At 43.7% G+C, this 22,026-nt stretch carries 21 protein-coding genes; 13 read left to right on the top strand and 8 right to left on the bottom strand.

The window, feature by feature from the left end; genetic code table 11:
- Window positions 1-6 precede the first annotated feature (6 nt).
- From ftsA to ACFO4O_RS08935, 7 genes are all read left to right on the top strand, one after another.
- A complete protein-coding gene (gene ftsA / locus ACFO4O_RS08965; RefSeq protein WP_382407570.1) occupies window positions 7-1,236 on the top strand; it encodes a cell division protein FtsA in 1,230 nt (409 codons plus the stop codon).
- A 68-nt stretch (window positions 1,237-1,304) separates the two neighbouring features.
- Window positions 1,305-2,441 carry a cell division protein FtsZ gene (ftsZ, locus tag ACFO4O_RS08960; RefSeq protein ID WP_382407568.1) on the top strand — a complete coding sequence of 379 codons (1,137 nt, stop codon included), beginning with the start codon at window positions 1,305-1,307 and terminating at the stop codon, window positions 2,439-2,441.
- A gap of 110 nt (window positions 2,442-2,551) precedes the next feature.
- Complete coding sequence (gene lpxC, locus ACFO4O_RS08955) at window positions 2,552-3,481, top strand: UDP-3-O-acyl-N-acetylglucosamine deacetylase (protein ID WP_382407566.1); 930 nt, start codon at window positions 2,552-2,554, stop codon at window positions 3,479-3,481.
- A 322-nt stretch (window positions 3,482-3,803) separates the two neighbouring features.
- On the top strand, window positions 3,804-4,688 hold the full coding sequence (locus tag ACFO4O_RS08950; RefSeq protein WP_382407564.1) for a M23 family metallopeptidase: 885 nt from the start codon (window positions 3,804-3,806) through the stop codon (window positions 4,686-4,688).
- Between the two features lie 118 nt (window positions 4,689-4,806).
- Window positions 4,807-7,521, top strand: coding sequence for a preprotein translocase subunit SecA (secA, locus tag ACFO4O_RS08945; RefSeq protein WP_382407562.1), 2,715 nt, complete (start codon window positions 4,807-4,809; stop codon window positions 7,519-7,521).
- Between the two features lie 10 nt (window positions 7,522-7,531).
- Window positions 7,532-7,954: an 8-oxo-dGTP diphosphatase MutT gene (gene mutT / locus ACFO4O_RS08940; RefSeq protein ID WP_382407560.1), complete on the top strand. Its 423-nt coding sequence runs from the start codon at window positions 7,532-7,534 to the stop codon at window positions 7,952-7,954.
- On the top strand, window positions 7,951-8,727 hold the full coding sequence (locus tag ACFO4O_RS08935) for an aspartate/glutamate racemase family protein (RefSeq protein WP_382407558.1): 777 nt from the start codon (window positions 7,951-7,953) through the stop codon (window positions 8,725-8,727). The genes mutT and ACFO4O_RS08935 overlap by 4 nt, the downstream gene beginning before the upstream one ends.
- 86 nt (window positions 8,728-8,813) lie before the next feature.
- Here the strand turns inward: ACFO4O_RS08935 and ACFO4O_RS08930 are convergent, their stop codons facing one another.
- From ACFO4O_RS08930 to ACFO4O_RS08910, 5 genes are all read right to left on the bottom strand, one after another.
- Window positions 8,814-9,698 carry an aspartoacylase gene (locus ACFO4O_RS08930; protein ID WP_382407556.1) on the bottom strand — a complete coding sequence of 295 codons (885 nt, stop codon included), beginning with the start codon at window positions 9,696-9,698 and terminating at the stop codon, window positions 8,814-8,816.
- The gene (gene yacG, locus ACFO4O_RS08925; RefSeq protein ID WP_382407554.1) at window positions 9,695-9,943 is read right to left on the bottom strand and encodes a DNA gyrase inhibitor YacG; all 249 of its coding nucleotides are present in this window, start codon (window positions 9,941-9,943) and stop codon (window positions 9,695-9,697) included. Before yacG ends, ACFO4O_RS08930 begins: the two co-directional genes overlap by 4 nt.
- Window positions 9,944-9,999: 56 nt before the next feature.
- Window positions 10,000-10,752, bottom strand: coding sequence for a cell division protein ZapD (gene zapD / locus ACFO4O_RS08920; RefSeq protein ID WP_382407552.1), 753 nt, complete (start codon window positions 10,750-10,752; stop codon window positions 10,000-10,002).
- Window positions 10,749-11,378, bottom strand: a complete 630-nt coding sequence (gene coaE / locus ACFO4O_RS08915; RefSeq protein ID WP_382407550.1) for a dephospho-CoA kinase — start codon at window positions 11,376-11,378, stop codon at window positions 10,749-10,751. Before coaE ends, zapD begins: the two co-directional genes overlap by 4 nt.
- A gap of 351 nt (window positions 11,379-11,729) precedes the next feature.
- Complete coding sequence (locus tag ACFO4O_RS08910) at window positions 11,730-12,605, bottom strand: prepilin peptidase (protein WP_382407548.1); 876 nt, start codon at window positions 12,603-12,605, stop codon at window positions 11,730-11,732.
- Window positions 12,606-12,853: 248 nt separating this feature from the next.
- Here ACFO4O_RS08910 and ACFO4O_RS08905 point away from each other — a divergent pair, with 248 nt between their 5' ends.
- The 6 genes from ACFO4O_RS08905 to ACFO4O_RS08880 all read left to right on the top strand — a co-directional run bounded on the left by ACFO4O_RS08905 (window position 12,854) and on the right by ACFO4O_RS08880 (window position 18,839).
- Window positions 12,854-13,945, top strand: coding sequence for a hypothetical protein (locus ACFO4O_RS08905; protein ID WP_382407546.1), 1,092 nt, complete (start codon window positions 12,854-12,856; stop codon window positions 13,943-13,945).
- A 103-nt stretch (window positions 13,946-14,048) separates the two neighbouring features.
- Window positions 14,049-14,879, top strand: a complete 831-nt coding sequence (locus ACFO4O_RS08900) for a hypothetical protein (protein WP_382407544.1) — start codon at window positions 14,049-14,051, stop codon at window positions 14,877-14,879.
- Entirely contained in the window at window positions 14,860-15,114 is a 255-nt protein-coding gene (locus ACFO4O_RS08895; protein WP_382407542.1) for an acyl carrier protein, read from the top strand. Before ACFO4O_RS08900 ends, ACFO4O_RS08895 begins: the two co-directional genes overlap by 20 nt.
- A gap of 2 nt (window positions 15,115-15,116) precedes the next feature.
- Window positions 15,117-16,637 (top strand): AMP-binding protein, encoded by a 1,521-nt coding sequence (locus tag ACFO4O_RS08890; protein WP_382407540.1) that lies wholly within the window; start codon window positions 15,117-15,119, stop codon window positions 16,635-16,637.
- Entirely contained in the window at window positions 16,637-17,764 is a 1,128-nt protein-coding gene (locus ACFO4O_RS08885; protein ID WP_382407538.1) for a hypothetical protein, read from the top strand. Before ACFO4O_RS08890 ends, ACFO4O_RS08885 begins: the two co-directional genes overlap by 1 nt.
- Before the next feature lie 106 nt (window positions 17,765-17,870).
- Window positions 17,871-18,839: an MBOAT family O-acyltransferase gene (locus ACFO4O_RS08880; RefSeq protein ID WP_382407536.1), complete on the top strand. Its 969-nt coding sequence runs from the start codon at window positions 17,871-17,873 to the stop codon at window positions 18,837-18,839.
- Window positions 18,840-19,042: 203 nt separating this feature from the next.
- On the opposite strand, the gene ACFO4O_RS08875 is transcribed toward ACFO4O_RS08880, so the two are convergent.
- The 3 genes from ACFO4O_RS08875 to nadC form a co-directional block, all read right to left on the bottom strand.
- Window positions 19,043-20,254 (bottom strand): type II secretion system F family protein, encoded by a 1,212-nt coding sequence (locus ACFO4O_RS08875; RefSeq protein ID WP_382407534.1) that lies wholly within the window; start codon window positions 20,252-20,254, stop codon window positions 19,043-19,045.
- Between the two features lie 85 nt (window positions 20,255-20,339).
- The gene (locus ACFO4O_RS08870) at window positions 20,340-20,804 is read right to left on the bottom strand and encodes a pilin (protein ID WP_382407532.1); all 465 of its coding nucleotides are present in this window, start codon (window positions 20,802-20,804) and stop codon (window positions 20,340-20,342) included.
- Between the two features lie 228 nt (window positions 20,805-21,032).
- Window positions 21,033-21,905, bottom strand: a complete 873-nt coding sequence (nadC, locus tag ACFO4O_RS08865) for a carboxylating nicotinate-nucleotide diphosphorylase (RefSeq protein ID WP_382407530.1) — start codon at window positions 21,903-21,905, stop codon at window positions 21,033-21,035.
- Window positions 21,906-22,026 lie beyond the last annotated feature (121 nt).

Here is a 22,026-nt window from a genome sequence, read left to right as displayed (position 1 = left end):
TTCAGCGTGTCTAAAGCGTTAGAAAGAGAACTCATTGTTGGCTTAGATATTGGCACCAGTACCGTAAAAGCAGTGGTAGGTGAAGTCCTGCCTGAAGGTGACATAAGCATTGTGGGTGTGGGCGAACATAAATCTCGCGGCATGGAAAAAGGCGGTGTAAACGACCTCAATCTTGTGGTGCAGTCTGTGCGCTCAGCCATAGAGCAAATGGAGCTAATGGCTGACTGTCATGTATCAAGTGTTTTTATGTCGATTAGCGGTCGACATGTGCAGTGCCAAAATGAAACTGGCATGGTGCCTATCAATAATCAGGAAGTGACTCAAGACGACGTCGACAATGTTATTCATGCTGCTCGCTCAGTGCCGATGGCCGCAGAGCGAAAATTACTGCACGTACTCCCACAAGAATTTGTGATAGATGTGCAAGAGGGGATCAAAAATCCTATTGGTATGTCGGGCGTGAGAATGGTGGCTGCAGCGCACATTATTACCTGTGCTGACGACATGGCAAAAAATATGGTGAAATGCATTGAGAATTGTGATCTTATAGTTGACCAGACTATCTTCAGCGCACTGGCATCGAGCTATGCGGTGCTCACCGATGATGAAAAAGAACTAGGTGTGTGCGTGGTTGATATCGGCGGCGGTACCATTGATATCGTAATATTTACTGATGGCGCAATTCGTCATACAGCGGTTATTCCCTTAGGGGGGAATCAAATCACAGGCGATATTGCGAAGATATTCCGCACGCCAATGAATAATGCTGAACAAATCAAAGTCAATTACGCCTGTGCATTAAAAGACATGGTGAGCATGGAAGAAACCATAGAGGTGCCAAGCGTAGGCGGTCGACCGTCTCGAGCGATGTCGCGACACACATTAGCAGAGGTCATTGAGCCTCGATATCATGAGCTCTTAGAGATTGCTTATGAACAAATTAAAGCCAGCGGATTAGAAGATCAAATCGCCGCTGGCTTAGTACTAACCGGTGGTACTGCCAAAATGGAAGGGGCAGTCGAGTTTGCAGAAGAAGTGTTTCAAATGCCAGTAAGAGTAGGGAAACCGCATTCTGTTAAAGGTCTAGCTGAGTACGTTGACGATCCAAGTTACGCAACGGCCGTTGGTCTTTTACAATATGGAAAACAAAATTCTAATAATAAAAAAGCGCTACCAAAGAGTGGCGAAGAGAGCGTGTTAAAACGCATACAAAGTTGGTTTAAAGGCGAGTTTTAGGGGACCTTTAAGCGCTAAATTAACAATAAGTCTGTGCGCACAGACGGCAAGGGTATCGGAGAATTATAATGTTCGAACTAATGGATAATCCAAGCGACGAAGCAGTCATCAAAGTAGTAGGTGTTGGTGGCGGTGGCGGCAACGCAGTTGAGTATATGGTGTCTCAAGTAATTGAAGGCGTTGACTTTATCGCGATGAATACCGACGCACAAGCGTTGAAAAACTCAACAGCCGCGGTGAAGCTGCAAATCGGCAATGAGCTTACCAAAGGCTTAGGTGCTGGTGCTGATCCAAATGTGGGGCGCGAGGCGGCTCACGAAGACCGAGAGAAAATCAGGCAAGCCCTTGAGGGTGCCGACATGGTATTTATTACCGCTGGCATGGGCGGCGGAACCGGCACAGGTGCCGCTCCAGAAGTGGCAAAACTGGCTAAAGATATGGGCATATTGACCGTTGCAGTCGTCACCAAGCCCTTCCCATTTGAAGGCAAGAAACGTGCAGAATTTGCCAATCAAGGTATTGCCGAATTATCGAAATACGTTGACTCATTAATTACCATTCCTAACGAAAAACTTTTGAAGGTAATGGGTCGCGGTACGCCTTTGCTACAGGCCTTTAGCGCAGCCAATGACGTTTTGCGAGGGTCTGTACAAGGCATCGCTGAACTAATTACTCGCACCGGTTTGGTTAACGTTGACTTTGCCGACGTAAAAACCGTTATGTCTGAAATGGGCACTGCGATGATGGGCAGCGGCGTTGGTCGCGGCGAAGACCGTGCTGAGGAAGCTGCAGAAGCGGCGATTGCGTGTCCTCTGTTAGAAGATATCGATTTGTCGGGTGCGCGCGGTATTTTGGTTAACATCACCGCGGGCATGGACTTTGCCATCGATGAATATGAAACCATTGGTAACGCGGTGAAAGCTTTTGCATCAGAAAATGCCACTGTGGTCGTGGGTACGGTTATTGACCCTGAGATGACAGATGAGATTCGCGTAACGGTAGTTGCAACGGGTATTGGTGCAGAACGTAAGCCAGATATCACCCTTGTGAATGACGGTGGTCGCGTACAACAAAAAGCCACGGGTACTGACAATCTGAGTGCGGGTGGCGACCACGGTCATGCTGCGAAGCAAGAAGAAGAGCATCCTGCCGGTGAGTTAGAGTATCTAGATATTCCGGCCTTTTTGCGTCGTCAGGCAGACTAACTGGTCTGAACAGTCTTTTTAGGCTAAAAAAATGCTTGTAAAATGAAAATCCTTGTTCATTCAAGGGTTTTCTGCTACTATCTCGCGAATTTTTAACGATTGATGACACTATGCTCAGACAGCGAACTCTAAAAACCGCGGTTACGGAAACCGGCATTGGTTTGCACAAGGGACGAAAAGTGCGCATGACATTGCGGCCAGCGCCTGCTGATACCGGGATTATTTTCCGTCGTATCGACTTAACGCCGCCGGTCGATATTCATGCCAACGCAAAAGACGTTGCCGATACGACACTTTGCACCTGCATAACTAATGAAAGCGGCGTCTCAATCCATACGGTTGAACATTTAGCGTCGGCTTTGTCAGGCCTTGGCATTGACAACATCATTGTTGAAGTTGACAGCCACGAGCTGCCTATCTTAGACGGCAGTGCAAGTCCGTTTATCTTTTTGCTGCAAAGCGCGGGTATAGAAGAGCTCGATAAGCCTAAGAAATTTATTAAGGTTAATCGCACCATTCGCGTAGAAGACGGTGATAAATGGGCTGAGTTTCGGCCGCACAATGGATTTAAAGTCGACTTTGCAATCGATTTTGAACACCCTGCCATTGCCCAATCACGTCAACATTGCGTGCTAGACTTTTCTAAAGATTCTTACGTGGATGAGGTAAGCCGCGCACGTACTTTCGGCTTTATGCGTGACTTAGAGTTAATGAATTCGATGAATTTGGCGCTTGGTGGCAGTATGGACAATGCTGTTGCGCTAGATGAGTTCAGAGTGCTTAACCCTGAAGGGCTGCGTTATAGTGATGAGTTTCTCAAACATAAAATTCTAGACGCAGTAGGCGATTTGTTTTTAGGCGGCCACAACCTCATTGGTGAGTTGGTAGCTTACAAAACGGGTCACGGACTCAACAATAAGTTACTGAATGCTATTTTAGACGCAGAAGATGCTTGGGAATACATTGAGTTTGAAAACGAAGAAAGCCTGCCCATCAAATATATTGAGTCGGTAACTCATCTTGGAACGCGCTTTGCTTAGTTGTTGAGTACTAAGATGCGTTTACGAGCATGCATACTCGCGTTATACATACTCGCGTTTTAATTGTGCAATAAGTGAACAAACAAAAAGCGTCTAATTATTGACGCTTTTTTATTGTCAGTATATAAATGCGTGCAGTTTATTTTAAGTGACTGAATTAACAAACGTTAAAGGCTTTGTGACCTTAGTTATGTATTTAATCTCATAAGTAAGCGCAGCTTAAACACTAGGATAATATTAACAATATTACTACAATACCCTGATGGTAGATGCATCCAGCAAAAGCGGAAAGACACAAGTTAGCAATGGGCAATATATTTACATGAATATCACTATACTGGTGAAAGGAAAAAGCACACGCTACAGCAAACGTCTGTCGTTAAGACGGTTGGTGAGCGGTTTTGTGCTGCTCTCATTGATCATGTTGGTATCGAGCCGAAATACTGAGTCGGTGTATGAAAATCAGATTAGACTGAGCGTTGTTAAAACCGGCTTAGAAGAGCAGTTACAGCGTGTAAACGCGCTTGAAAATGACACGCAGCAAAAGTTAGATGTTCTCGTGGCTAACCTTGGCTCTATGCGCGCCCAAATCGAATATCTTGACAGTATAAGCGCGAATCTCGCTAACAAGCATGGATTAGCGGTAGAAGATTTTACCCTATCGCCTGAGATATTGGGCGATGCACCTGAGGACAAACCCAGCGAGCGGCAGCTCTCAGACAGTATTGAACAGGTGTCAGATGCGCTTTCGTTTAAAATAAAGCAGCTCGAAGCCCTTGAATCTATTCTTATCGGACTCAATATAGAACAAGAGGCAAAGCTTACTGGGAGACCAGTGAGCAAAGGTTGGTTGTCTTCGCACTACGGGATAAGAAAAGACCCTTTCAACGGCAGACCAACAATGCATAAAGGCGTAGATTTTGCGGGCAAATCTGGTTCGGGCGTAATCGCTACCGGCGCAGGTATTGTCACATGGTCGGGTGAACGCTCAGGTTATGGAAATCTCATAGAAATTGATCACGGAAATGGATTGCGAACCCGTTACGGACACAACGATGTATTGAAAGTAGAAGTCGGTGATGTTGTAACAAAAGGGCAAACCGTAGCGCTATTAGGCAGTACGGGGCGTTCCACCGGCGCTCACGTCCATTACGAAGTATTAAAAAATGGCAAGCAGGTTGATCCCATGCCATATATCTATCGATAAATCTCCTAAATCCAAGCCTTTGTGCATTGAAAGCCCGCCTTATTACTAGTCATATACTGGTGTTTTTTGGTACTATGACGCGTTTTTAAAACTATACCAAATCGGATATCCCATAAGCATGTTTGCAAGTATATTCAAGAAAGTCTTTGGCACGCACAACGATCGCCTGCTAAAAAAAATGCGCAAATCAGTTGTCGCAATTAATGCCTTAGAAGCCGAATTAGAGGCACTGTCAGACGAAGAGCTCCAAGCTAAAACCGATGCTTTTAAGCAGCGAATTGCAGATGGTGCCTCGCTCGATAGCTTGATGATTGAAGCCTTTGCGGTTGTGCGCGAGGCGAGTAAACGTGTATACGGAATGCGCCCATTTGACGTGCAAATGAAGGGCGGGATGGTACTGCATCAAGGAAAAATTGCCGAAATGCGCACCGGTGAGGGTAAAACGCTTACTTCAACGCTTCCTACCTATTTAAATGCGCTTTCTGGCAATGGCGTACACGTGATTACTGTTAACGACTATTTGGCAAAACGTGACGCAGATTGGAGCCGTGCATTATTCTCATTTTTAGGCCTAACGGTAGGGTGTAACATCCCGGGCATTGGTCAGCAAGAAAAACGCGATGCTTACAATGCTGATATTACCTATGGTACCAATAACGAATTTGGCTTTGATTACTTGCGCGACAATATGGCGTTTAGTCCAAATGACCGCGTGCAAAGACCCTTAAGCTTCGCCGTTATCGACGAAGTGGATTCAATTTTAATAGACGAAGCAAGAACCCCACTTATTATCTCCGGCGCAGCCGAAGACAGTTCTGAGCTCTACAAGAAAATCAACCTCATTATTCCGAAGCTTAATCAGCAGGAAAAAGAGGATGAGGAAGATAATCACGGTGAAGGGCACTTCACGGTAGATGAGAAGGGCAAACAGGTTCATTTGACCGAAAACGGTCAGTTGTTTGTAGAAGAGTTACTCCAGCAGGCAGGCTTACTGCCAGAGGGTGAGTCTTTATTTGCAGCAGCAAATATTCCGCTACTTCACCACGTTAACGCAGCGCTTCGTGCACATAAGTTATTCACCAAAGACGTTGACTATATTATTAAAGACGGTCAAGAAATCGTGATTGTTGACGAGCATACCGGCCGTACAATGGAAGGGCGCAGATGGTCTGAGGGCTTACATCAGGCAGTTGAGGCAAAAGAGGGCGTGAAGATTCAAAATGAGAATCAGACGCTAGCATCAATTACCTTCCAAAACTATTTCCGTCTCTACGACAAACTCTCTGGCATGACTGGTACTGCCGACACTGAAGCCTTTGAATTCAATCATATCTACGGTTTAGAAACGGTGGTAATACCCACCAATAAACCGATGATAAGAGACGACCGCGCTGACAAGATATACCTTACGGCTGCTGAAAAATATCAGGCAATTATTGAAGATATAAAAAGTTGTGTGGAGCGAGGACAGCCCTCACTAGTGGGTACTGTGTCGATTGAAAACTCTGAGCTTATCTCGAGTATTCTTAAAAAAGAGAAAATAAAACACAAAGTCCTCAACGCGAAGTTCCATGCACAGGAAGCTGAAATTGTTGCCAATGCAGGTATGCCGGGTGCGGTGACGATTGCTACTAACATGGCTGGGCGCGGAACCGATATTGTGCTCGGTGGCAATTTACAGGTTGAGATTGAAGGTTTAGATAATCCTACCCCGGAGCAAATTAAACAGGTCAAAGAAAAGTGGCAAGAGCGCCATGATGCTGTTCTCGCTGCGGGCGGTTTGCATATTATTGGCACGGAGCGTCACGAGTCTCGCCGGATTGATAATCAGCTTCGCGGTCGTTCGGGCCGACAAGGTGACCCAGGGTCATCACGCTTCTATTTATCGTTAGACGATGCACTTATGCGCATATTCGCCTCTGAAAAAATGGGCGCAATGATGAAGCGCTTGGGCATGGAAAAAGGCGAGTCAATTGAGCATCCATGGGTATCTCGAGCCATTGAGAACGCACAGCGCAAGGTTGAAGGTCGTAACTTTGATATTCGTAAGCAGTTGCTTGAATACGACGATGTAGCAAACGATCAGCGCCGCGTGATTTACGAGCAACGCAATGAGTTGCTTGATGAAGGCGATATTGGCAAAACCATTGCGAATGTGCGTAAAGATGTAATGGATACTGTGATTGACCAGTATATTCCGCCCCAGTCACTTGAAGAGATGTGGGACGTAGAAGGATTAGAAGAGCGGCTCCGCGGTGATTTTGCGCTAGATTTACCGCTGCGCAAAATGCTCGACGAAGACGATAAACTTTATGAAGAAAAACTGCGTGAATTTATTGTTGAGAAGTCTGATGCGGCTTATGCAGCAAAAGAACAGGCTGTGGGTGAGCAGGTGCTGCGACAGTTTGAAAAGGCGGTTATGTTACAGACCCTCGATACTCACTGGAAAGAGCATTTAGCGTCGATGGACTACTTACGTCAGGGTATTCACCTTCGGTCGTTTGCGCAAAAAAATCCTAAGCAAGAGTATAAGCGAGAGTCGTTTGAGCTGTTCTCAGATATGCTCGATAACCTAAAAATAGAGGTGATCAGCATATTGGCAAGGGTACAAGTGCAAGAACAAAAAGATGTTGAAGCGGTTGAAGCACAAAGACGTCGTGCCGAAGCGGAGAAGACCTTCGAGCACAAGTCAGCTTCAGCAACAGGTGAGGGTGCGCAGGAGGCTGATAAACCTTCGACCGTGCAGCGTCAAGGACCTAAAGTTGGCCGAAACGAGCCTTGTCCATGCGGCTCTGGCAAAAAATATAAGCAGTGCCACGGCAAACTTAGCTGATAGCGCTGGAATGAAACATATTGATGTGGCGGTTGGCGTTGTGCTTAGTTCTGAAAATGAACGGCATAACCAAGACCGCCATTTTTTTATTTGTAAACGCAGTGCAAAGCAACATCAAGGCGATAAGTGGGAGTTCCCTGGCGGTAAGGTAGATGCCGGAGAAACACCGGAGCAGGCACTTGCCAGAGAGCTCACCGAAGAAATCAACATTGACGTGAAAAGCTGTGAAGCCTTAATGCAAATTCGCCATGATTATGTTGATAAACAGGTATGCCTCCACGTTTTTTTGGTAACTGAATTTACCGGACAGGCGCGGGGAGCCGAGGGGCAAGAGTCGAAGTGGGTCAGTGGCGCTGAGCTGGCGAATTATGAATTTCCAGATGCTAATCAGGCGATTTTGCACACCTTGGCGCAAAAAGGATTATGCACATGACTCATAAAAAAAGTAATAATATCCAGCCACCGCAGAAGCCCGCGTCGCAACAAGTGTCGCGTCCAACAAACATCAAAACAATCGGCATTCTCGGCGGCATGAGCGACAAAGCCACCATGGAATATTACCGCTTCATTAATCAAAAAATTAATGCACGACTTGGCGGATGGGAAATTGGTGAGACCTTAATTCAGGGCTGTAACTTTGGCAATATAGAGTACTACGTGCGAAATAACGCATGGGACGAAGCACGCGCCTATGTTGAAGAAAAGGCCAAACTTGCACAGGCAGGTGGCGCAGATGTATTGGTATGTGTATCTAATACCATGCACAAAGTGCTCGATAAGATGCCCGAACTATTAGACATACCGTTTATTCACATTACCACGCCAACGGCTCAAGCTATCGTGTCTAAAGGGCTAAAGAAAATTGCTTTATTGGGCACAAAACCTGTTATGCAGGCAGACTACATTAAAGACGAATATGCAAAGTATGGCATTGAAATTATCGTACCTAGTGAGGCTGAGCAACTCGAAATAGACCGCATTATTTTTGATGAGCTGGTGAAAGGCACCATTAGCGAAAAATCACGTCAATATTACGTGCAGGTGAGTGAATCCCTTGCAAAAGAGCACGGTGCCCAAGGGGTCATATTAGGCTGTACCGAAATCTTCTTGCTCATTGGCCAGCAAGACCTACAGAACATGACTGTGTTCAATACTACAGAGCTTCATGTTGATGCTGCAGTAGAGTACGCCCTAGCCGGCAGTTAAACGTTTATATAACTCACTAATTGACTATTCACTAATTGACTATTCACTAATCAGCTAATCAGCTAATCATTAGTAAACACAGAGCGCTAAAACTCACACTTTTGTGCGGTAGCGAACGCTAGATTTTGTTTGTCGTAGGCAGCCTCACCCACAAAATGCGGATAAACCGTATCGCCTTCCCACAAAATATCCTTTCCTTCAAAATCCATGAAACACGGCATGCCAGCGCGAACTTCAGTAAAGTCATTGCCGTCGATGTTTGGGTGATTCATTGCGCTTCGCTGCCCTAGGCTATCGGTAGGATAGGGGATTTCTGCGATCAGGCGATAAGCTTCCACCGGAGGGAGTTGTTCGTCAGTGTTTGTATTTACTGTCTCAATAAATGCCACGATGAGCTCAGTCATTCTTAAGGTTTGCAAATAAATGTCGGCTCTGAGAGCTCCTTGCGCCTGAGGCCCAACTTCAACCATTACACTGCGTTTACCAAGGGTGCAAAAATAGGGATGCTGCTCATAGGGAATATGGTCTTCTACCAGTATAACCGCGTCTGGCATGTGTGTTTTCACGTAGCGAGCTAACTGCTGATTAAAATGGTCATTCTCAAGCACAATAAGGGTTGGCCCCATGGCGCTTGTGGTGTTGTGAATATCTACGATTAGGTCAATATTGCCATGTGGTTTTGGTCCGTACTGCTCATTAAGCGATTGTGCAAGAGTAGCCTCATGACTAGAGCCGTCTTCAGCTCGTTTTGCTTGAAGTTTGCGCAAATCAAACTGTCGGTTCAAGTCCTCGTCAATAAAGCGCGTACGCGCGTCTACAGAGGCTTTGTTAACCAGTTCGAACGAAATATTGGCTGATGGCGCGAGTTGCTGAAGTTTTTGACTGTTTTGCTTCCATTGCCTAACGGCATAAACGCCGGAGAGCTCATTGCCATGAGTTCCGCCACAAATTAAGATTGAGTGAATGGTCATGATTTGAAAAAGTCGTCAGATTGTTCGCTTAGCATAGCTTCAATATCTTCAACATCAATCTTTATTTCTGCATCGCCATTTTCATCGCTGCTAAGCACTGAGCTGCCCGATACTTTGTGCTCCTCGTTAGCCCACTGGCCCAAGTCGATTAGCTGACACCGCTTGGAACAAAAGGGACGAAATTCAGAGCTTTTATCCCACACTACGGTGGTATCACATGTGGGGCAATTTACTTTAGTTGTCATAATATGGTCTTTTAACTTGTTATGGGGAAATACCCTAAGGGCTTAGCTTGTGCAAGCTAACAACAAGCAATTTCAAAATCAAGATTATCAGCAACCGCACCGGTTGAGCCAGCTTCTGGAAAAAGAGTCATAAACTTAATGCCATAGCGATACTTGTTGCCACTAAGCACAGGGTAATAGCCTTTTGTGTTATCGCATTTTACGCGAATGAGTTCTATTTTATCTTCTACATTGCCCTGATAAAAACCATTGTTTGCCATCGCTGGGGTGAAGCGCCCTCGTTCGCGTAAAAATGACATTAGCATTTGTATGCTTTTATCAACCACCTGCAAATGTTCTCGCCATGCAGCAAGCTGTTGCTTTTTGACATCTTCTGGCTGTTTAAGCCAGCAAAACAGGCTAGGGAGGTCGAAGCTCGTTGCGCCACCAGGAATAGCGAAACGTTGACGAATAGTATTAAGAAATTTTTCTTCGCGTATGCCAGAGCCGAGCTTTTTGTTCAGCTTAATTTCATGCGTGAGTCGATGAAGCGTCTGCAAGGCAACTTCGAGCGCAGAGTTATCAATATCAGGGTGTTGAGACCAGTAAACTAAATTTTTTTCTTGTGCATCAATATCTCTAACAAAGTCGGTGCGTAAATCGAGCCTTTCAATCAGCTCAATAAGATCAAAAAGCACTTCAAAAAAATACAGATATTGAAATTCGGTTGTCGCAAATTTGACTTCATCGAGTTGATGAAACAACTGCTCTAGTCGCAAATAGTTTCTCACTTTTTCGCAAAGTGGAAATTCGTAAAGTGCGACGGTCATGTGGGGCTCCTTGGCGTTTGGCTGGCTAGTGTTAAGTACTTTGTGTGAAGAGTATCGACTTGTGCGCTTAAGTCAGCTTCGCTATGGTTATTGTTGACCACATCGTCGGCAACTGCAAGTCGCTCTTGACGAGTGCATTGATTTTGCATGATGGCCTTAATGGTCGCTTCATCAGAGCCTTGTGCACTGTCGCGTGAGACAGCCCGCTTAAGCTGAGTGTTTTCGTCTACATCGACGACCAATACTCTATTAACCATATGCACAAGAGAATTCTCAACAAGCAAGGGCACCGACAAAATGCAATATGCAGATGAAGCCTGTTTGGTTTGTAGTTGCATTTGCTCTCGGATAAGCGGATGCAGCAGGGCGTCAAGCCATGCTTTGTGTTCAGGCTTGGCAAACACTATTTCACGTAGCTTTGGACGGTTTAGCTCACCGCTTTTGAGCAGCACGTCTTTGCCAAAGTGATGCGCAATTTGCTGTAGGCCAGAAGACCCTACAGCAACCACCTCTCTGGCGATGATGTCGGCATCGACAATGGTGATACCGTGTTCGGCAAACAAATTAGTGACGGTGGTTTTACCCGAACCGATGCCGCCTGTAAGACCTACAACAAAGTCACTCATGAAAACAATAGTTAACCTCAGATCTGGATAAGAAACAGCGCCCAGCACATCTAAAAACGCGAATCACTGCGTTGCAAAAGCGAGCAATAGAATGACTATTACATCCCTTTTGCGCCTTGTGCTTCACGTTTTTAGCAGCACTGCGTGTGAAAATTAAAGAATAGTGTTTAATATCATGGTGTTGCACTATTTCTTATCCAGAACTGAGGTTAATTAACGAAACATATGATTATCATACCTTTATTTATCAGTAAGATATACTGACGCAAAAGGACTACGCTTTGCGCTCACTATGAGGCAAAACAAGATATACAAAAAGATATACAGAATCAGGGATTAGAGCACAAAGCGCTAGATCAATGTATTTAAGTACCATGTTGCAATGGCATCGCCATAAAGTACGGTAAGATATCCGGCAGCCGCTAAATACGGGCCAAAGGGTATAGCTAAGGTTCGGCCCTTTTTTTGCGCAATCATAAGGCCGATACCCACAATGGCGCCTACCACCGACGATAGCAAAATAATAATGGGCAAGTGCTGCCAACCCACCCATACGCCAAGTGCGGCGAGCAATTTGAAATCGCCAAAGCCCATTCCTTCTTTACCAGTGAGTAATTTAAACGCCCAGTAGACGGTAAATAGCGACATGTATCCAGCAGCGGCTCCGATCACGGCGTCAAATAACTGCGAAGGTTCAAACACTGCAATAGTGAGCAATCCTAACCACAGTAGCGACAAGGTGAGCGTATCGGGTAGCAGCATTTCGTCGATGTCAATAAAGGTCATGGCAACAAGGAGCCAAGTGCCTACAATAAACGCCAAGGTAATGGGTGCATAACCAAGCTGCCATGCGACTAATGCGCTTAACACAGCGGTAAGTAGCTCAATTGCCGGATATCGTTTAGAAATGGGGGTTTTACACTGACTGCACTTACCACCGAGGGCCAGCCAGCTCAATACAGGAATGTTTTCCCAAGCGCGTATTTTGTGTTGGCATTTAGGGCAGCGCGAATCGGGCTTGACTAGGTTAAACGTATCGTTAGCGTGAGGGTAGCTTGTAGGCTCTGCCTCAGGGTTTTGATAGGCATAAATCTCTTGTTCCCAGCCGCGCTTCATCATGACCGGAATACGATAAATAACCACATTTAGAAAGCTGCCCACTAGCAGGCTTAATACAAAGGTAAAAGCAATAAAAAAGGTGGGGGAGTTTTCGATTAGGCTTAGCATTGGTAGTCCACAAATTCTTTAATTAAGGGCGCTATCTTAATTATTATCTAGAATTAAGGTTAACGGCATTTAATGAATATAACATTAAAATAAAAGAACAGTGATTTTCGTATTAATGAAAATACGTATATACTCTTTTCACTATTCAACAGCTTGGTAAAACCCTTATAGTTTTGATGATAAAGCCGATGACAATTCTATTGCGCAAGATTTATTAGTTAGTTATGTACGGTATTTATTATCAATAAGTGAAGGAGCAAAAGGTGCAGCGGCTCTCCTCTAAAGCTTGGTCTTACGAACATGCGTGGCTGTCAGGCCCTAAATTTGATGCGATATTCATAGCCGGGGTATTATTTATTGCTTTATTGTCTGGCGCAATAGTCGCTTACGATAATGACCTTTTCTTGCCTGTGCTTATGTTGGATCTTTGGCTGTTAGGTTACCACCACGTCATTTCTACCTTCACAAAACTTGCAGGAACAGCTCAAGATAGATCAGAAAACCGCTTTTTTATTCTCTATTTACCATGCATTGTTGTTGCCAGTGTTGCTGCTTTAGGCCTCGGAATAGGGTTGTGGTTAATCACAACCATCTACTTTTTTTGGCAATGGTATCATTATGTGCGACAAGCTTACGGGGTCGCCACTTTTTATCGCAGGCGAGCTCAACACCAGTCCAGTGAAAACGCATTGATATCTCAAGCAGCACTTTGGTCAATTCCAATTACTGGCCTATTGTACCGATGCTACCAAGGTTGGGACGAATTTCTTTTTCAAACTCTATGGACCCCTGACATCCCATTCTTTATTGTTGCAATAAGTAGCGCTATTACAATAGTGTTGCTCATTTATTGGGTATATACACGCCTAATAGCATTTCAGCAGGGTACTCTTGCGATGGGAGAGTTCCTCTTTACCTTGTCACACTTCACTGCGTTTTATGTTGGTTATATTCATATAGACGATATAAATATAGGCTGGTTAGTCGCTAATATTTGGCACAACGCTCAGTATATTTTGTTTGTTTGGTTATACAATACTAAGCGATTTGCGAGTTCGAATAATGCAGACGCTAAAACCCTCGTTGGTTGGTTAAGTCAAAATACACCGATAAGGATTTTGCTGTACTTCCTCGTCTGTTTGCTTGCCACAAGTGTGTTCTATCAATCTTTAATGACGACAATTAAAACGATGTTTTCTGAAAACGCGGCAATGATAAGTGCTGTAAATATATTGGTATTTCAAAGCCTAAATTTTCATCATTATGTCGTTGATAGTTTTATTTGGAAGGTCAGAAAGAAGAAGCATCAAGAGGTTATGCAGTTACGGCAGGCCGATTAAGGTTTAGTAAATCTCTTGTTAGAGAGCATAGCGTTTAAACATTACTAAGATATCGCAGCTTTCTTTTCCGACGCCTTACTGTATTACAGGATATATGTGCAATATGAAATTAGGTTTTTGCGCGAGCACTGGGCGAACGGCAACGACTTTTTTAGCGAAAACACTTGATAGCTTAACCGGTATAACTGCTTTGCATGAAGGATACGATGGAAAAACGCATCAGAAGCCGCTTTTGCCTCTTATCAATATCCATAATGCACGGGCATGGCGAGATGCTAGTTACGCAACTGAATTGGTCACTACAATGCGAGACAGAGAACATTTTGTCGGTCTTGGCATTTCTTCCCGAATTTGTCTTGATATCGCGTACTATAACGCCCCATTGATGTCTTCTTTAATATCTCGGCATCCTGATGGATATTTTATCGTCATGTTCAGGCGATGTGAGAGTTTTGTGCAATCCGCGACGGTAACTCGTGGCGAGGATTTGACGCCAGCTGGTTGGCCAGGAGTAAACAAACCTCTGTCTCCGCGAGAGCAATTTATAGCAATGGGACGATTAAAACCAGAGAAGGGAACGAAGGATGCCGAGTTGTGGCAAAACTGGTCTGGCATTTGCAGAAATATTTGGCTTTGGGCGAATGTTAACCAAGCACTGATTAATTTTGTTAATACTAACAAAAACAGCATTGTTTTGTTTTACGAAGACCTTATTGAGAGACCTGAACATTTCTGGAAAACTTGCCTTGAAGGACTTAACTATTTTAGCGATGGGCGTTTACAGCAGTGCCTTTTGGCGTCAAACGAGAAAGTAAACAAAAGAAAATATTACGGAATTGACCCGTTTGCGATGTGGGGTGCTGGTGAGCAAAACTTTTATCGCACTTATGCAAAACCATTAGAAGACGAGATTTATGAAAGACGATTTAACTAGTTGCGTGATAACAACTATTCAAGAAGCGTTAAATGAGACAATAGAGGAAGAGAGTGAAAAGATTGTAATTTGTCAGAGCGACTCAATGGAAACGGTTGGCGTTTGGGATTCTTTAAACTTTATGAATGTGTTTATTGCGATAAATCAGAAGTTTAATATTGAACCAGATTTTGACGACGCCATTCATTACATTTCGGTCCAAGCATTAATTGATTACTTGAACGCACGGTCGTGACGATGAATGAGGCTTCTCGGCGGTGGATAATCACTAGCTTTTTAAACAAGGTCAATAGTGTTCCCCATCGGGTAGCTGTGCAAGATGCCCAGCGCAAATACAGTTATGTTGAGTTCTTCGCTCTTGTAATGCATCTCTATCAACATCTAAAAGAATCTAACGCTAAAAAGCCGGTTGGCTTGTATTCTGGTCGCGAGATCACTTCTTATGCAGGTATGTGGGCGTGCATATTCCACGGCGTGCCATTTGTTCCCCTCAACCCAGCCTTACCTAAACAACGAATAGAAACAATCATTGATTTACTGGATATCAAACACATCCTTTGTCATACAAACAAGATTAGTCAAGCGAAAGGACTATCATGTGCTGCGCAGTGCTTTGATATAGAACCTTCAACGCTAACCGTAGATGAGTTACCACAATTCGAATTAGCTACTCTTTCTGGGCTTATACAAAACAATATTTATATTCTTTTTACATCCGGAAGCACAGGTGTACCCAAAGGGGTCCCAATATCATATAAAAATTTTAAGACCTTCTTAGAAAATGCATTTTCGCAACTGCCTTATTTAGATAATGGCCGCTATGCACAGGTCTGTGAAATTTCTTTTGATGTTAGCATGCAAGAAATATTTGCTGCTTTGTTGAACGGAGGAACCTTGTTTCCTGCTCGTTCAATTGACTTATTCAACCCTATCAATTTTATTCAACAAAATAGCATTGCAGTGTTGCACGCCGTACCATCGCTCATTCGTGTTGGTATGAAAAATCCAGCGTTCAAACCGAGTTGTTTTTCGACATTGAAACTAAGTATTTTTAATGGGGAACCGTTGACCCGAAGTATGGCATTGACGTGGGTTGCGGCGTCTGAATCTCAACATGAGGTGTGGAATTATTATGGTCCAACGGAGTGCACGGTCGCGATACTTAGTCAAAAAGTCCAGCAGCATGATGACCTTATGTTCGATAAAAATAACATTGCTATAGGAAGGGTATTTGATAAATGCTCTTTAGCACTATTAGTTGATGGAAATATTGTTTGTGCTGCTGACCTAGATAACAATATGACAGGCGAACTATTGCTCGGTGGGCAACAGCAATTTGATGGATACTTGAAGAACACCGGAGAGGACCCATTTATTTTCGATGCGGATGAGACCCGATACTACAAAACGGGGGATCGCGTTAAGTATAAAAATAAGCTTATTTTTCATATTGGGCGAATTGATTATCAGGTTAAGGTTGGTGGCCACCGAATCGAACTTATGGAAGTCGAGCACCACCTCAAAAGCGCCCTTGAAACAGAAGCATTAGTCGTACTTGCAATGCCGATCTCATCACCTGAATACCTTATTTTATGTGTTCAAAAGCACACAAATTTGTCAGAAATAAAACGCGCCAGTCCAAACTTGCCATATTACATGATGCCGAAAAAAGTCATGCGGATTGACCAGTTTCCTCTAAATCAAAATGGCAAGGTCGATCGTCCTGCCTTGGCGAGCACGATGAGTGAACGAATTTAATGATTGCTATGTTTTTTCGTTTTATCCTTGTGCTTGTTATGATCAGCGCTGTCGCTTTTACCGCCTATTTAGACCGAAACCGAGCAGGACCCATCAGTGAACTAGAAAAATGTAGCTTATTGTTGTCGAGGGTAGACCAGCCCCCGGCTGACATACTTATTTTAGGAAGCAGCAGAGTAGGTGTAGCCATTGACCCAGTCGCAATGGCTGAGCTTATTAATTCGACTGCTCAATATGATGATATAAGGGTGGAATGCATTGCGGTGCCGATTGCTCCATTAAGAACGAACGTCTCGTTGCTTGAGCAATATATTAACGTTCGGGGGGCTGCTCAAATTGTTGTATTTGAGCCATCATTTTTATCAAAACGCTCTTTTGACAATCTGAAGTATAATCTTGGTGAGAGTGACCCTGAGCAATATATTTTTACGCGCGACATCAATTTTATGACGTATTCACAAATATGGAACATGCCTGGTGTCGCAATGCCTTTTTCACGCGGCGAAGACCTTATAATGCGTTTGCACTTAAAGCTACGCGGTTTTGTGCTAAGAACTGGTCTATTAATTTATGAGTTTTTACACGATCCGTTTAGAGAATGGTCACTTGAGAGCTGCAATACTCAATCGTGGCGTGTTGGAGGTATGGATTGGTCGAGTGACTTTACGTTTATTTACGCACACTCGAGGCATACAAGGAATCTAGAAGAGACGCATTATCAATACAAAGCACGTTTTGAAACAGTATTCAAAGATATGCCATTAGCCGATTGGCAAAATACGCCAAGTGAAATAGCTATGAAACCAAGTGATTTAGAATTTGAAGCTGACTATCGTTTGGGGGAGGTCAAATATTTACACAAAGCTATATCGCTTGTGCAGGATGAAAATAGCCATGTAATAGTGTTGCCGATGATGCTTTATAATCAAACGCTTAGCGACAAGGATCGTTTGTATTTAGAAATACTTCAGAGTAATCCATATGATATTTTTGCAGAAACAGATTCCTTGTTAGCGCCGTTTTGGTACAACGAAGCGCATGTCAAACCAAGACCTGCGGGAGAGTATGCTACCATTTTACTATCGCGTCATATTGTAAACGCAGACGTATTGTCTGATGCTCGATAGTTTTACGTTTTTAATCTTCATTCTAGTACCAGTTGGATTGTCGATGCTTTGTTGGCATACGCACCCAATACAACGGCTATTATGGTGCGTGCTTCCAGGTTTTCTATTGTTGTTCATTATTCAGCCACTCGCTTTATATTTTGCTCTGTTTTGTTTCACTTTTTCGGTATTCATATTTTTACTTGGGGGGGCTCTTCGTAACGAAAAACTCAAAACTAGGCTCTCTTATTCAATACTATGTTTGTTGTTTATTCCTGATTTTTTGCCACATTTTAAAGATCAGCCCATCTTGTTTTTAGGTGCTGCTTTTTATGTTATCCGTCAAATGATGACTGTTACCGAGGGTATAAAAAAACGAAAGACAGTGTTTGATTTTTTGGCGTCACTTTTACTTGCGACATTCTTTTTTGCGAGTTTGCCATCAGGACCAGTTTACAATGGTTTTGATGCATGGGAACAGTTTAAAGAACGTAAAGCAGCTTCGTTCAAAGAAGGGCTTTATCGGATAACCGAAGGCTTTGCGTATTTGTTTGCTATCTCAGGCTTCGTCCATGTTGCTATGGATTATCTGAATGGGCTGTCTCTCTATTCAGATAACAATTTTGCATTGATGACGTATACCCTTTCATCAATTTTATTAAACGCTATTTTATCTTTTGGATTTCTATTTTCGACATTTTATGGTTACTCACGCATGGCTGAGGGAAGTGCTCTGTTAATGGGGTTTAGCGTACCAGAAAACTTCAATAAACCTCACCTATCGCGAGATTTAGCGGATTTTTGGCAACGTTGGCATCGCTCAATGGCAAAGTTTGTCGTGCAATACATCTATTTTCCTTTGCTAGTAAGTTATAAAAATGCACGACTTGCTATCATAGCCGCTTTTCTGTTCATGGGGATATGGCACGACTTTACGTTAGGCTTTATTTTGTGGGGGCTAGGGCATGGTATTGCCTTGTCTTATGCCGTTCCATGGTTAAACAAAAATTGTTCGTCCACAGTCTTAGTTCGAATCATCTCTCTTAGTTACGTGCTATTTTTGTCAAGCATCGCCCATGGGAATTTTATATTATGAGCAGCTCATTGCGAAAGCTGATAAAAACGCTGGTCTATATTTTTATAATTATCTTTTGGCTTATGTTCGGCCCATTTGAAACGTTAAATGCACCTTATTTAGGATTTTGAAACGGGATCATTTTGTTCAACCAAAATTTTTCCATAAAAAGTCCAGTTGTTTTTGAAGACTATAAATGTTGGCATCATTCACTCGGAAGATGTTTATACTACCGAGCCCATTTCGAATATAGGTAGATACATCGCGATAATCAAACCGCCAATGACGACACCGAGCACAGCCATGATCATAGGCTCGAGCAAGCTGGTTAAGCCGTCTACCATGTCGTCTACTTCGGCTTCATAAATGGTAGCTATTTTACCAAGCATCTCGTCAACAGAGCCCGACTCCTCCCCAATGGCAACCATTTGCACAACCATTGAAGGAAAAACGTTGGTTGATCGCATTGCCGAGTTCATCGGAATACCGCCAGAGACTTCTTTGCGCATGTACAAAATAGCATCTCGATAAATTGCGTTGCCAGCGGCTCCAGACGCTGAATCTAAGGCACCTATTAGCGGCACACCGGCGGCAAAGGTGGTGGATAGCGTTCGGCTAAACCGCGCGATTGAGGCTTTTTTGAGAATTTCACCAATAACGGGAATTTTGAGCACTTTAGCGTCTATTGAATCACGCAATTTTGGAGACGCGCGATGAGCCCGCACAAAGAGTACTGCTGCGCCAATCATACCAAGCGCGATGTATGGGCCATAGTCTTGCACAAAATTAGAAATACCCAGCACGAACTGCGTGAATGCAGGTAATTCAGCCCCAAAACTTGAAAAAATTTCTTCAAACTGCGGCACTACGTAAACTAATAGAATAACGGTTACAACGAATGCAACCACTAAAACGGCAATAGGGTAAAACATCGCCTTCTTTATCTTTGATTTGAGCGCTTCGGCTTTTTCTTTGTACAGAGCGATTCGGTCAAAAATCCCCTCTAAAGAACCAGATTGCTCGCCCGTTTCAACGAGGTCGCAATAAAGCTCATCAAATTGTCTGGGGTATTTTCTTAATGCTGAATTGAAGGTATTCCCTGATCGTACTTCGTTTGTGATCTCTGCCATCATCTTGCGTACGGCAGGACTGCCGCTACCTTGGCCAATCATTTCAAGTGACTGTATGAGCGTTACACCGGCGTTTAACATGGTTGCGATTTGGCGAGACAATAAAGATACATCCTGTGCGGTGACCTTTTTTTCACCAAACGAGAACAGAGGTTTTGGCTGTTTTTTAACAGATTTTGCCGACACGCCTTGCCTGCGCAGCATGTTCTTTGCTTCGACAACCGAGGTGGCATTAATCTCACCTTTGGTCTTTTTTCCGTTACGATCAGCGCCTTGCCAAACGAACGTTTCTGCTACCTTCGCCATAATCTGACCTCTTCAACGTGGATGTATACAAAAAGCCCGAGTATCCGGGCTTTTTAAAAGGTTTTGCAGGTAAGTTTCTGCTAGATTAAGGCGTAGTAGTTGGTGCTACGTTGTCACATACGTCTGCTGGAACACAGCTAGTTACAGACCAAGATACACCAGTTGCGGTATCGAAGGCTGGAGTAACCACGTAACGTGACGCGCCATTTAGTGCTGTGCCGATGTTTTGACCCGTACGGCCAGATACTGTAATCACGCCGGTGTCATTTGTTACAGCAACGCCTGGACGGTCTGCATTTGCAGTAGTATTGGCTGGAATACCGTTAGTTCCCTGATTACAACCTACTAAGCCGCCATTAATTTGTGCACAAACTTCGATGGCCGATTGTGCGCCAGACGCGCCGTTGATTAACTCTGAGAACTTAGCACGGTCTGTATATGACTGATACGCAGGCAATGCAATTGCGGCAAGAATACCGATGATTGCAACAACAATCATAAGTTCGATTAAGGTAAAACCCTTTTGAGCAGATTTAGTAAAGTTTGACATGGTGTTAAGTCCTCTAGTGCGCAATAACGCGTTCAGTAAAAGTAAAACAAATTAAACAAGTAATATTGGCTGCAAAAGACTCGATGTAATTAACACTGTCTCTCAACCTCGAGACTGATTATAAAACCATCATCGAGATTAGGAAGTATGCAGTAGCATACCTAAGTGTTAGTTTGCACACAGCATGGTTATGTGTGGTTCTTTGCCAATTGACGTAAACCTATGAATTTAATCAATTAACAAGGATAAATCCAGTGCCTTTACATGTTTTGTTAGGGCACCAGATGATACATAATCTACACCGGTTTTTGCTAATTCAAGCAGCCTTTCGTCAGTAATATTGCCTGATACTTCAAGTTTACAACGACCAGCGGCAATATAAACTGCCTCTTGGACTTGTTCGTTGGTGAAGTTATCTAGCATTACTATATCGGCGCCTGCTTCAATAGCTTGATGGAGTTCGTCGAGGTTTTCTACTTCTAGCTCTATAGTTTTGCCCGGTTCCATCCTACGTGCTTTTACAACGGCCTTTTTTATTGAGCCACAGGCCTTTATGTGGTTCTCTTTTATCAGGAACGCATCATAAAGCCCTATGCGGTGATTTAATCCGCAACCGCAAACTACAGCATATTTTTGAGCTTGTCTATATCTTGGTATGGTTTTTCTCGTATCTAATAGCTTTGTAGTACTTTTGTTTAATAGCTTTGCATAACAATAGCTTACTGTTGCGGTTGCACTTAAAAATTGCAAAAAATTAAGCGCGGTTCGTTCAGCGGTTAATATTGCTCGCGCATTACCCGATATCTCAAGCAAAACATCGTTCGGGGCAATGTGCTCAGCATCATGTTTGTGCCATTTAAGCTGTAGATGTTTATCAACTAACATGAAGGCTTGCGTTGCCCACTCTTGGCCGCATAGTACACCGGCTTCTCTGGTGATAATTTTTGCATTCACGTGCGTATTTTCATCAATGAGATTGGCAGTGATGTCTTTGCTTGGGTCCATCGTCCCGCCTAAGTCTTCGCAAAGAGCGGCGTGCGCATCTGCTTGAATGGCATCGTTTGATATAGTGTGGGAATGGCTTTTTTGCACAGTTTGCATAATTTGTATGATTAACCGCTGTTGATGACTGTTATTAAAGGCTGCGCGTATTCTAATCAGTCGCCTCGCTTGTTGCTAGCTAATTTGCTTAAAAGCACAGATTCCAAGCGCTCACTTAACG

It is taken from the genome of Glaciecola siphonariae (assembly GCF_042652645.1).
GTDB classification, from domain to species: Bacteria; Pseudomonadota; Gammaproteobacteria; order Enterobacterales; family Alteromonadaceae; genus Glaciecola; species Glaciecola siphonariae.
This window is presented reverse-complemented; position numbering and strand designations above follow the sequence as displayed.

Excerpts from the sequence above, each read along its gene's own strand:
- ftsZ (WP_382407568.1), top strand. The coding sequence starts at position 1,305 with ATGTTCGAACTAATGGATAATCCAAGCGACGAAGCAGTCATCAAAGTA.
- lpxC (WP_382407566.1), top strand. The coding sequence starts at position 2,552 with ATGCTCAGACAGCGAACTCTAAAAACCGCGGTTACGGAAACCGGCATT.
- ACFO4O_RS08950 (WP_382407564.1), top strand. The coding sequence starts at position 3,804 with ATGAATATCACTATACTGGTGAAAGGAAAAAGCACACGCTACAGCAAA.
- secA (WP_382407562.1), top strand. The coding sequence starts at position 4,807 with ATGTTTGCAAGTATATTCAAGAAAGTCTTTGGCACGCACAACGATCGC.
- mutT (WP_382407560.1), top strand. The coding sequence starts at position 7,532 with ATGAAACATATTGATGTGGCGGTTGGCGTTGTGCTTAGTTCTGAAAAT.
- ACFO4O_RS08935 (WP_382407558.1), top strand. The coding sequence starts at position 7,951 with ATGACTCATAAAAAAAGTAATAATATCCAGCCACCGCAGAAGCCCGCG.
- ACFO4O_RS08930 (WP_382407556.1), bottom strand. The coding sequence starts at position 9,698 with ATGACCATTCACTCAATCTTAATTTGTGGCGGAACTCATGGCAATGAG.
- yacG (WP_382407554.1), bottom strand. The coding sequence starts at position 9,943 with ATGACAACTAAAGTAAATTGCCCCACATGTGATACCACCGTAGTGTGG.
- zapD (WP_382407552.1), bottom strand. The coding sequence starts at position 10,752 with ATGACCGTCGCACTTTACGAATTTCCACTTTGCGAAAAAGTGAGAAAC.
- coaE (WP_382407550.1), bottom strand. The coding sequence starts at position 11,378 with ATGAGTGACTTTGTTGTAGGTCTTACAGGCGGCATCGGTTCGGGTAAA.
- ACFO4O_RS08910 (WP_382407548.1), bottom strand. The coding sequence starts at position 12,605 with ATGCTAAGCCTAATCGAAAACTCCCCCACCTTTTTTATTGCTTTTACC.
- ACFO4O_RS08900 (WP_382407544.1), top strand. The coding sequence starts at position 14,049 with ATGAAATTAGGTTTTTGCGCGAGCACTGGGCGAACGGCAACGACTTTT.
- ACFO4O_RS08895 (WP_382407542.1), top strand. The coding sequence starts at position 14,860 with ATGAAAGACGATTTAACTAGTTGCGTGATAACAACTATTCAAGAAGCG.
- ACFO4O_RS08890 (WP_382407540.1), top strand. The coding sequence starts at position 15,117 with ATGAATGAGGCTTCTCGGCGGTGGATAATCACTAGCTTTTTAAACAAG.
- ACFO4O_RS08885 (WP_382407538.1), top strand. The coding sequence starts at position 16,637 with ATGATTGCTATGTTTTTTCGTTTTATCCTTGTGCTTGTTATGATCAGC.
- ACFO4O_RS08875 (WP_382407534.1), bottom strand. The coding sequence starts at position 20,254 with ATGGCGAAGGTAGCAGAAACGTTCGTTTGGCAAGGCGCTGATCGTAAC.
- ACFO4O_RS08870 (WP_382407532.1), bottom strand. The coding sequence starts at position 20,804 with ATGTCAAACTTTACTAAATCTGCTCAAAAGGGTTTTACCTTAATCGAA.
- nadC (WP_382407530.1), bottom strand. The coding sequence starts at position 21,905 with ATGCAAACTGTGCAAAAAAGCCATTCCCACACTATATCAAACGATGCC.